Genomic DNA, 10,799 nt, shown 5'->3' with positions numbered 1-10,799 from the left:
CAGTTGCACCTGTAGTACCGGCATAATTATTACCTGCTAAGTCTTTAATTGCACCAGCAGCAATTTCAACGTAATAATCAGTACCGAGTGCTAAATCTGCCGTGGGATTAACGGTGACTGTACTACCAGCAACAGTGACATTTGCCGCTGTGACATTGATAGTTTCTACAACTGAGTTATCGGAGACTTTCTTGATGACAATATTGCCAGTGCCTTTTTGGACAGCTTCACTCAAGTTGACTACTAAATTAGCAGCAACTGCAACACTGGTGGCGTTATCTGCGGGGGTGAAACTGGCGGCTGTAGGTGGTATGGTTTCTAAAACACCTGTGGCTCCTAAAACACCTGTGGCTCCGAAAACTCCCAGATAATTATCAACGGTGGTACCGCTTGTTTTACTGACGGTAATGCTTTGCAGTGTTTTGGCTGGGTCGGGATTGAACTTGAAGCCGAATATGGCCGGATCGTTGACATCGGTATAAGCTGTTCCAGTTGTATCAGTGCTCCGATCCATTCCGTTAATCAGATAGTAACTAGACGGTGTTTCGGTAATTTCGTTAAACCAGTCGGAAACTGTGGCTGTGCCTGTCCCGGTAGTGCTATCGCTATAGTTAAATGTCACCTGCATCCCAGCGTTGCCATTTGTACTGGTAGCGAACAGGTGGATTTCTGAATACTTGTTGGGCGTAACTGGGATGGTAAAGGATGTACCGTTAGTTGTGAGGACTTTGGCGTTGTTGCCGTTATTGGTGTTGTTGTAGCCTAGCTGAACGTCGGGATGGTACGCATTCGCGGCAAAAAAGCCGTTGTCGGGTAAACCGTTCCCATTAGCACCTGCTTTAAATGTGGCAAAGGACTGAGTGACTAGGGTATCTATCTCAATCCCCGAGCTAACCACTGCGTAACCCACTGGGTCTTGTGTGGTGTCTGTGACTCCTCCGGTGTAGTTGATAATGACATCGCGATCGAATACTGAAGTAAGGTTAAATTGAACGGGTGGGGCTAAAACACCGTCATAGGTTGCGATCGCTTCGCTGGAAAAGGCAAGGGAGGCTTCGATATTACCCGTTGTTTTTTCTAGTTCCCAGTCGCCACCTAGTGCTGCATTCCCCGTCTTGTCGGTGGATGCAGCCACATCTGCCCCGGTTATTTCGCTGAGGCGCTTTATGAAGTTTTCTCCAGCTTCTGTGGCTGCTACATCGCATCCATATAATAGGATGTCGCCATTTGCTGTCAGGGCATTTCCCCACTGTTTAATTTGAGTGCTGAAAGTTTCTAGGTTATTCTCATTGAGTACGTCTGCACCAAGTTTTAAACTGCCCGGGCTGCCGTGTGAAAGGATATGTACGGATTCAATATCTTTTCGATCCGCCAAAGCGTTAGTAATTTGTTCGATCGCGCTCAAATTTTCATTTTAAATGAAAATTTGAGCGCGATCGATGTCTTGAATCAGGCTTTGATAGTCTTGTACTGAGGCGTCTACGAAAATAATTTGCTTGTTCGCGGTTGGTGAGTTCATGGTTGGTGCAATTGTTGATATCTATCGTTTACATACGGCTCCGACAGGAGTTAAACTCCCTCCAGATAACTGATAAAAAATCCGGGTTTACTACCCGTTGAGGCCATTTTTGGTCATGGCAAATCCAGCGAAGCGTCAGCCCGAAGGACTGACTTCACCAATGCAGAAACTTAAAAGACTTGCGAAGTACAGCACAAAATAACCCGCGGTTAGTCATCAAGGGATATCTAACCTGGATCTGCTATGATTCAAGCCTGTGCGATCGAATCCAACTGAAATGATTAATAACTGCCGATAGCTCTGAAAATAATTGCTTCTAATTCCTTGCCGAAAACAGATTGCAATTATTCTATTATCTTTGTCCGCAATAGATATGTCTCCAACCAAATGTTAAGTTATCTATATAAAATAACATAGGTTTTATTCCGTGTCAACACTTCAGATTGCCTTTGAAAAAATCTCGATACTTTTGCGAATATCACCGTATTTTTGCGGAAATATGTAACTAATAAACCTGGGATTATTTCAATTGACTCAGTTGTTTTACCTAAATCTCAAATTAGCCATTTTTGCTAGCAGTAAATGAACGCAGAAAATTTGCTGTCTTTGCTTGCAGCCGCCAGCATTCGATGACTCAACTCTCGACAGGGCTAGGGCGTGTTTTCTTTCCCCGGAGATCCCCCCCACCCCCCCCAACCCCACCCCAAGGGGGGAGTAAAGAGAAAGAAGCTCACTCAAAGTCCCCCTTAAGAAGGGGGATGCGAGGGGGATCGGGATCTGATGGATCGGGCAAGCAAACACGCCCTAGTCATAACCCCGTGAAAGCGCGGATTTTGGCGCAGCCAAGCTGCCAGCAAAGCACAAACTAAGCGCGATGGTGCCGAGTCCAATTGTGATGTTAATTACTGAGTATTTGAGCGCAATAGTAGTATGTAGATGCGACCGAGTAAAATTTGATGCGCCTTATTTTTTATAGCATAGCTTGCTATATTTTGCAAGACTCTCTCCAAGTTCACGATATCTTTACAATGTGGCGATCGCGCTTTGTTGTTGCTTTGTCTTATTGCTTGCTGTCTCTATCTCTCTAGGCCCGATCGGTCGGATTGTCAAGTCGGAAAAGTCGGCTTTTTGCGATCGATACCATAAAACCGCCCTACTTTTTAAGGGGGGCTAGGGGGGCTCGGGACCTCATAGTCAAACAGCATTCTGTGACTACCTTTGACCTTAAGTTGACACCAATTCTATTGGCACTACCCCTACAAATCTGCATGAATGATTTAGACGCGCTATATTTAGGTTGGACTCTTGGAGCGAACCCTCTGTTTTACTCCGCTCAACATCAAGTTGCGTTGGGTTTCGTTCCTCAACCCAACCTACGTATACTTATTTATTGAGTTCGATCGCGCGCCAGCTTCAAAACCTCAACAACATCTTGGTGATTTTCCGAGGATGCCCAGATTAACGCAGTCCAAGTATTATTATCCTTTGCTTTGAGATCGGCTCCCTTATCGAGCAAAACCTGCACAACATCAGTGCGCCCGCTACCCGCCGCACTCATCAAAGCCGTCAAACCAAAAGCAGTTTTAGCATTCACATCCGCCCCCGCATCCAGCAAAAGCTGTACAATCTCGGTATCTCCGGCAGCAGCGGCACTCATTAACGGCGTCCAACCGTCATTATCCTGACTGTTAGCCTCCGCGCCTGCTGCGAGCAATTTTTTGACAATTTCCGCATTGCCAGCCTCAGCCGCAGCCGTCAAAGCCGTGGCGCCTTCGTCATCTTTGGCGTTGATATCTGCACGTTGTTCGATCGCACTTTCCACAGCCGCCACATCACCCGTCTTGACGGCATCCATTAAATCTGTCATAAATTCTCCCTTGTATCCTTTCAAATATTAAGTCCTATGGCAGTCGATATTTTAATCCTCTCCAACGGGCCCGGAGAATTAGCAACATGGGTGCGTCCCGCCGTGCAAGCATTGCGCCAGCAATTGGCAAACAGGGGCACAGAAGCGCGAATCTCGGTGGTGCTGTCCCCCTGTCCGCACGCCACGGGGAAAGAAGCAGAAATCGCCTCGAACTACCCAGAAGTGGATAGAGTGCAAGCACCGGAGCATTTTTTTCGATTTTTATTATCGGGCAAAACTGCGGAAAATTGGGATTGGTACGAAACGGGAGTTGTTTTGTTTTTAGGCGGCGACCAATTTTTTACAGTTGTTATTGGTAAAAGGCTAAAATATCGCACGGTTATCTATGCGGAATGGGACGCGCGGTGGTATCGCTGGATTGATAGGTTTGCGGCGATGAAACCGGAAGTTTTTGCTAAAGTTCCGCAGAAATATGCTAATAAATTTGCAGTTGTGGGAGATTTGATCGCGGAAGTAGGCGATCGCAAATCGGACGCAAAAGACAGGGCGGGCACAGGGGCACCGCCCCTACGGGGAATAGAATTAGTTGGATTGTTACCGGGTTCTAAGGCGGATGGGGCGGGCACGGGGGCACCGCCCCTACGGGGAATAGAATTAGTTGGATTGTTGCCGGGTTCTAAAGCTGCGAAGTTAGCTTTAGGTGTACCGTTATGTTTGGCGATCGCGCAATCGATCCATCGCATCCGCCCTCAAACTCGCTTTGTAATTCCGGTTGCTCCGACCATAGATGTGCAAACTATAGCACGTTTTGCCAACCCAGAACAAAATCCTTGCGTGCATTTATTTGACAGCGCTAGCGCCCAATTACATTTAACAGAATCGCCGTTTTTGCAGACAGCAAATGGCTTAAAAATAGAACTTTGGACTGAGACTCCAGCCTACGATTTACTATCGAAATGCAGCCTGTGTTTGACTACTGTGGGGGCGAATACTGCGGAATTGGGTTCGTTAGCTGTACCGATGATTGTGTTGATTCCGACGCAGCAGTTGGATGCGATGAAGGCTTGGGATGGTTTACCCGGATTGTTGGCAAATTTGCCGTTAGTCGGTTCTGTTTTTGCGACGGGGATTAATTGGCTGATTCTGCAATTGGGGAAGGGAAAGCTGTATGCTTGGCCGAATATCTGGGCGCGGGAGGAGATTGTACCGGAGTTGATTGGTAAGCTGGAACCGGATGTTGTGGCTGATCTGGCGATCGACTATTTGAGCCATCCTGATAAATTAGCACTCGTTGGCGATCGGCTCCGCAGCGTGCGGGGCGCATCTGGGGCGGCGCGGAAAATCGCTGAATTGGTTTGTGAAGAAGTCGATTTTATCAATAATCATTAATTGTCGTAGGGGCGGGTTCACCAACCATATCAAACACCAACAAACAATTGAAATAAACCCGCCCCCACCCACTGACAATATCAAAACCACATCAAAATCAATATAAATTTCCTAATTCACCAAATCTCGTAGGGGCGGGTTCGCCAACCATATCAAACACCAACAAACAATCTAAATAAACCCGCCCCCACCCCACAGATAGTATCAACCTACATTATTTCATCACAATCAAAATTGATGCAACCTGTTAGTTATTTGTTGGGTGGGGCGGGTTTATATATCCCTGGGCTGCTAACAGATATGGTTGGTGAACCCGCCCCTACAAGTCTTGTGGTTAATTTACTTAAGACAGCAGATTCGTGCTACATTTTAGATTAACTTGACACCAATGCTTTAGTCCTTATCCAGATCCTCCATCATCTGCCGCAATTCTTCCTGCTTTTGCTTGGCAAACTGAATGCTGCCCAAACTTGCCAACAATCCACCGGAAGCAGTAACGGTAGCTTCCGAGATTTTATTACAATACAGCAATCCTACACCTGCCAGGGCGATCGCAGCCGAGGCGGCGGTGACTGCAAGGGCAAGATTGTAGCTTTGGCGAACTTGCCGCAGCGATTCTCGGAGCATTTCTTTTTTAAGTTCGCTATAATCTTCATCAGGGTGCGAGTTGCCGAATAAGTTAAAATTCATATTTGTTTCGTCTCCTAGTAGTTTGGTCTTGTTACAGATATCCTACTTAAGCAAAAAGTCAGAGTCTAGGGCAGATAAGGTTAGTTTTAGTTTTCGATTTGCCCTAAAGTTTAGGGCAGATAGGGCAGGAGATTAAAACCTATCTGCCCTCGTCAGAAAGAAGTGATTAAATTAGGATTTACGCATGGGAATCAGAAACCGAGTTTTTACGAAAAAATTTTGTTTTCACCCGTAGATTCGGGAAAAAAACCGGTTTCTTTGTCGGAGTGCGTAAATTCGGACTGTCGGATCATCGAATTATCAAATTATCAAATCATCGAATTAACTGAAAAACTAATAACCATACCTAAAAAGCTACTATGCGCCAATCCGATAAAGTTCAATCGAGTGAAAGTGGAAAACGTAAGCTCAAAGAATCATACAAGCAAGCTAACCTGACGATAGAAGAATTAGCGACAAAAGCTAAGGTGTCCACTGACACAATTCAGCGCTTACTCGGTTCAAGAAAATGTCTTAATGGCGTAGAAAGATGGGCAGTCGAAAATATTGCTAAAGCATTAGAAATAGAACCAACAGATATTGTTGATCCAAAAAATTGGTATGGTCAAAATTCGCTGCCGCCAGAGTTTGAATCACTCATAACAGAAAAAAATCGGACATTTTGCGGTCGCCAATTTGTCTTTGATACTTTTCAGCAATTTATAACCCAAAATTCTCACGGTTATTTTACAATCGTCGGGGATGCGGGAATGGGCAAAAGTTCCATTATTGCTAAATACGTCTCGGAACATCAATCTCCCTGCTATTTCAATATTCTCGCCGAAGGTCGCAACAGACCGGAATTGTTTTTGAAGAGCATTCGGCGGCAATTAATTGACCGCTATGAATTGCCAAATTCAGAAGATGCAGATTTACCGACTTTACTGGCAAGGGTGGCGGAAAAACTCACTGCTGGCGAACGTTTGATAATTGTAGTTGATGCACTGGATGAAGTCGAACAAGAACCGGGTAAAAATCTTTTACATTTACCGACGACTCTGCCAGATGGCATTTATTTCCTGCTGACGAGACGACCCTATAACCTCGGTAAGAAGCGGCTGTATGTATCTCCGGAAACTCCGATAAAAGAGTTAGATTTGAGAGATAACCAGTATGTCAATTTTAATCAGAATGATATCAAAGAGTATATTCGGTTTATTCTAACTGCCGATTATGAATATAAAAATGGACTCAAAAAGTGGATTCAAGAGCGCAGAATTTCTGATGCAAATTTTGTCGAAAAACTTGCAAATAAAAGCGAAAACAATTTTATGTATTTGCGGTATGTTTTGCCAGCTATTGCTAAGGGTGATTACAATGACTTGAGTTTAAAGCAATTACCCGACGGCCTACAACAGTATTATCAAAACCATTGGGTGCGGATGGGGCTGGAAGCCAAGCCTGGACAATTAATGGAGATTGTCTTATATATTTTGCTAGAAATTAAAACTGCGACTCCCTGCGACATGATTGCTGGAATTGCGAAGGTGGATGAATGTGATGTGGAAGCGGTTTTAGATGAGTGGGTAGAGTATTTGAAAAAGCAGAATATAGATGGAGAAATCTGTTACACCATCTATCATGCTAGTTTCGTTGACTTTCTGCAAGACAAACGGAAGATGGATTCAAAGCGGAAGATATTTAAGGAAATAAATCAACGGATTGCTGAGTATGTAGAGGATAGGATAGCGTAAGATGGGAAAATTTGCTGATAAGTTCGGTGGCGAAAAACTTTACTATCAACGTGTTTATCTGGGCTTGCCACTCAATTATGTCAACTATGCAAATCTAGAAAAATATTATCAAATACTGACTAATTTTGACTTTCTGATGGCAAAGATTCAGCATCCTGAGTTTGGAGTGCAGGCACTTATTGATAATTTCAATTTAGTTGATGAGTCAGAAGTATTAAGTGACCCAAAGTACAACTCAGAAAATTTTAAATCCCTGAACTTAATTCAAATGGCACTGTTGATGTCAGCCGATATTTTGGATCGAGATAAAACGCAACTTGCAGAGCAATTGTTAGGGCGCTTGCTGCACTATAACATTCCGGAGATTCAGTCAATGGCAGAGGTAGCTAAGCAGTGGAAAGCAGCACCTTGGTTGCGTCCTTTGACATCCTGTTTAACTCCGCCTCACAGGGGAATAATACGCACCCTCAAAGGTCACATGAGTTTGGTGAATGCAGTAGCTATTGCGGATGGCAAGCAGGCGATTTCTGGTTCATCTGACAACACCCTCAAAATCTGGGATTTAACCACAGGAAAGGAATTATTTACTCTTAGAGGTCACAGCAATTGGGTAAATGCAGTAGCCGTTGCGGATGGAAAGCGAGCGATTTCTGGTTCACGGGATAACACCCTCAAAGTTTGGGATTTAATCAATGGAAAGGAACAGTTTACTCTCGAAGGTCACAACAATTGGGTAAATGCAGTAGCCGTTGCTGATAGCAAGCGAGCGATTTCTGGTTCAGATGACGACACCCTAAAAGTCTGGGATTTAACAACTGGAAAGGAACTGTTTACTCTCAAAGGTCACAGCGACTCGGTAAAAGCAGTAGCCGTCACTGCTGATGGCAAGCGAGCGATTTCTGGTTCACGAGACAACACCCTAAAAGTCTGGGATTTAACAAATACAAAGCAACTTTTTACTCTCGAAGGTCACACCAGTAGTGTAAATGCAGTAGCAGTCACTGGTGATGGGAAGCGGGCGATTTCTTGTTCAGATGACAAAACCCTCAAAGTCTGGGATTTAACAACGCGAAAGGAACTGTTTACTCTCAAAGGTCACAGCAATTGGGTAAAAACAGTAGCAGTCACTGGTGATGGGAAGCGAGCGATTTCTTGTTCATCTGACAACACCCTCAAAGTCTGGGATTTAACAACGGAAAAGGAACTGTTTACTCTCAAAGGCCACAGCGACTGGGTAAAAGCAGTAGCAGTCACTGGTGATGGGAAGCGGGCGATTTCTGGTTCAAATGACAACACCCTCAAAGTCTGGGATTTAACTACTGGAGAGGAAAAAAATATTTTAGAAGGTCAAAGCAACTCGGTAAATGTAGTAGCTATTACTAAGGAACTGTTTACTGTCAAAAATCACAGCGACTGGGTAAATGCAGTAGCTATCACTGCTGATGGTAAGCGAGCGATTTCTGGTTCAGGAGACAACACCCTCAAAGTCTGGGATTTAACAACTGGAAAGCAATTGTTTACTCTCAAAGGTCACAGCAACTGGGTAACAGCAGTAGCCGTCACTGCTGATGGCAAGCGAGCGATTTCTGCTTCACGAGACGAAACTCTCAAAGTCTGGGATTTAACTAAAGAAAAGGAACTATTTACTCTCAAAGGTCACAGACTCTCCGTAGCAGCATTAGGCGTCACTGCGGATGGCAAGCGGGCGATTTCTGCTTCACGAGACGAAACTCTCAAAGTTTGGGATTTAACAACTGCAAAGGAACTGTTTACTTTCACCAGTGACAGCGACTTAGTAAATGCAGTTGCCGTCACTGCGGATAGCAAGCGGGCGATTTCTGCTTCATTTGACAACACTATTAAAGTCTGGGATTTAACCACTGGAAAGCAACTGTTTACTCTCAAAGGTCATAGCAACTCGGTAAAAGCAGTAGCCGTCACTGCTGATGGCAAGCGGGCGATTTCTGCTTCATATGACCACACCATCAAAGTTTGGGATTTGTCGAGTGGAAGTGTCATTGCCAGTTTCACGGGTGAAAACCCGATCGCCTGTTGCGCGATCGCCCCCGATGGACTGACAATTGTCGCAGGCGACGAATCCGGCCGGATATATTTCCTGCGGCTAGAAGGGATGGAGGAACTAACATGAATTCCTCACCTCTGGTATCTCCCATCTCTACCGCTGCTTACCCAAGGGAATTTCAGCAACTCCTGCGAGAAAAAACCGAGAATTTTACAGGGCGCAAGTTTGTTTTTTCGGCGATTTCCGACTTTCTGAACTCCCACAGCCGTGGTTATTTCACAATTGTCGGCACTCCCGGCTGCGGCAAAAGTTCCATCCTCGCTCAATATGTCAGCGCCCATCCTGACAGTATCTATTACAATGCTGGTGTTGAGGGCAAAAATCGATCGCCCGATTTTCTCGCTTCTGTCTGCACTCAACTGATTGACAAATACCTAGTCGCCAATGGGGAAACAGCCGAAATTGTCAAGTTAAAAACTCAACTTCAAAATCTCGACTCCAATGATGGGAATTGGTTTTTGTCTTTGTTGCTTCAGAAAATTAGCGATCGACTTGAGCCGCAGCAACGGTTAGTAATTGCGATCGATACTGTAGACGCGATCGCCCGCACGAGTCAACCTCCCAGCACAAATCTGTTTTACCTGCCGAGATATTTGGGCGATCGTACTTATTTTATCCTCGCCCGCCGCCCGTTTGTCAAAGAAAAATCCGGTTTGTTAATTGAAGCGCCCTCTCAACTCCTAGATTTAAGGGATTATCCCGCACAAAATCGGGAAGATGCCCTTAACTACATTCAGCAATTCCTGTCAACTGCACCGGAATTGGTTCAACAACTGGCAACTCACAGCGAAAACAATTTCATGTATCTGAGTCAGATGTTACCATCCATTGCCCAGGATTCACACCCGGATGCTAATCTGGGGGAAACGTCCTCACTTTTCTCGGAACTTCCTCCCGGTTTAGCAGCGTATTATCAAAGCCACTACCAGCGGATGGGAGGTGATGGTTGGTCGCCAGTTGAGTTGGCTGTGGTGTCTGTTTTGGCAAAATCGCGATCGAATTTATCCGTAAGTGCGATATCCGAAATAATTGATGAGGATGAATACGACGTTGAGAAAGTCTTAGATGATTGGATTGAATTTTTAGATCGGCAAGAAATCGGAGGAGAAGTTTGCTATAGTTTTTATCATAGCAGCTTCCGCGATTGGCTCAGCCAACAGTCAAGTTGAGTATCAGAATGTGAGAATAATTTCTAAATTTCCCAAATATCGTAGGGGCGGGTTCACCAACAATATCTAACACCAACCAACAATTGAAATAAACCCGCCCCCACTCACAGACAATATCAAATCAACCTCAAAATCAATCCAAATTTCCTAATTTCCCAAATATCGTAGGGGCGGGTTCACCAACAATATCTAACACCAACCAACAATTGAAATAAACCCGCCCCCACTCACAGACAATATCAAATCAACCTCAAAATCAATCCAAATTTCCTAATTTCCCAAATATCGTAGGGGCGGGTTCACCAACAATATCTAACACCAACCAACAATTGAAATAAACCCGCCCCCA

General features: G+C 44.8%; 7 protein-coding genes. 4 read left to right on the top strand and 3 right to left on the bottom strand.

Going from position 1 to position 10,799, the window contains the following annotated elements; translation table 11 throughout:
• Both QUB64_RS18120 and QUB64_RS18115 read right to left on the bottom strand, forming a co-directional pair.
• Window positions 1-1,405: DUF4347 domain-containing protein (locus QUB64_RS18120; protein WP_333394153.1), on the bottom strand; the 1,405-nt coding region annotated here is incomplete at its 3' end.
• A 1,501-nt stretch (window positions 1,406-2,906) separates the two neighbouring features.
• Window positions 2,907-3,386 carry an ankyrin repeat domain-containing protein gene (locus QUB64_RS18115; protein WP_333270204.1) on the bottom strand — a complete coding sequence of 160 codons (480 nt, stop codon included), beginning with the start codon at window positions 3,384-3,386 and terminating at the stop codon, window positions 2,907-2,909.
• Between the two features lie 36 nt (window positions 3,387-3,422).
• Here QUB64_RS18115 and QUB64_RS18110 point away from each other — a divergent pair, with 36 nt between their 5' ends.
• Window positions 3,423-4,775 carry a lipid-A-disaccharide synthase gene (locus QUB64_RS18110; RefSeq protein WP_333270201.1) on the top strand — a complete coding sequence of 451 codons (1,353 nt, stop codon included), beginning with the start codon at window positions 3,423-3,425 and terminating at the stop codon, window positions 4,773-4,775.
• Between the two features lie 393 nt (window positions 4,776-5,168).
• On the opposite strand, the gene QUB64_RS18105 is transcribed toward QUB64_RS18110, so the two are convergent.
• A complete protein-coding gene (locus QUB64_RS18105; protein WP_333270199.1) occupies window positions 5,169-5,465 on the bottom strand; it encodes a TRADD-N-associated membrane domain-containing protein in 297 nt (98 codons plus the stop codon).
• Window positions 5,466-5,824: 359 nt separating this feature from the next.
• On the opposite strand from QUB64_RS18105, the gene QUB64_RS18100 reads away from it, so the two are divergent.
• Genes QUB64_RS18100 through QUB64_RS18090 form a run of 3 tightly spaced genes read left to right on the top strand, consistent with a single transcriptional unit; the run spans window position 5,825 to window position 10,450 of the window.
• Window positions 5,825-7,198, top strand: coding sequence for a helix-turn-helix domain-containing protein (locus QUB64_RS18100; RefSeq protein WP_333270197.1), 1,374 nt, complete (start codon window positions 5,825-5,827; stop codon window positions 7,196-7,198).
• A gap of 1 nt (window position 7,199) precedes the next feature.
• The gene (locus QUB64_RS18095) at window positions 7,200-9,347 is read left to right on the top strand and encodes a beta-propeller domain-containing protein (RefSeq protein ID WP_333270194.1); all 2,148 of its coding nucleotides are present in this window, start codon (window positions 7,200-7,202) and stop codon (window positions 9,345-9,347) included.
• Window positions 9,344-10,450: an ATP-binding protein gene (locus QUB64_RS18090; protein ID WP_333270191.1), complete on the top strand. Its 1,107-nt coding sequence runs from the start codon at window positions 9,344-9,346 to the stop codon at window positions 10,448-10,450. The genes QUB64_RS18095 and QUB64_RS18090 overlap by 4 nt, the downstream gene beginning before the upstream one ends.
• The last annotated feature ends 349 nt before the right edge of the window (window positions 10,451-10,799 follow it).

This window comes from Microcoleus sp. Aus8_D2 (assembly GCF_036702665.1).
GTDB lineage: Bacteria > Cyanobacteriota > Cyanobacteriia > Cyanobacteriales > Microcoleaceae > Microcoleus.
The sequence above is the reverse complement of the archived record's forward strand: the minus strand, read 5'-3'. Positions and strand labels throughout refer to the sequence as shown.

Excerpts from the sequence above, each read along its gene's own strand:
- QUB64_RS18090 (WP_333270191.1), top strand. The coding sequence starts at position 9,344 with ATGAATTCCTCACCTCTGGTATCTCCCATCTCTACCGCTGCTTACCCA.
- QUB64_RS18115 (WP_333270204.1), bottom strand. The coding sequence starts at position 3,386 with ATGACAGATTTAATGGATGCCGTCAAGACGGGTGATGTGGCGGCTGTG.
- QUB64_RS18100 (WP_333270197.1), top strand. The coding sequence starts at position 5,825 with ATGCGCCAATCCGATAAAGTTCAATCGAGTGAAAGTGGAAAACGTAAG.
- QUB64_RS18110 (WP_333270201.1), top strand. The coding sequence starts at position 3,423 with ATGGCAGTCGATATTTTAATCCTCTCCAACGGGCCCGGAGAATTAGCA.
- QUB64_RS18095 (WP_333270194.1), top strand. The coding sequence starts at position 7,200 with ATGGGAAAATTTGCTGATAAGTTCGGTGGCGAAAAACTTTACTATCAA.
- QUB64_RS18105 (WP_333270199.1), bottom strand. The coding sequence starts at position 5,465 with ATGAATTTTAACTTATTCGGCAACTCGCACCCTGATGAAGATTATAGC.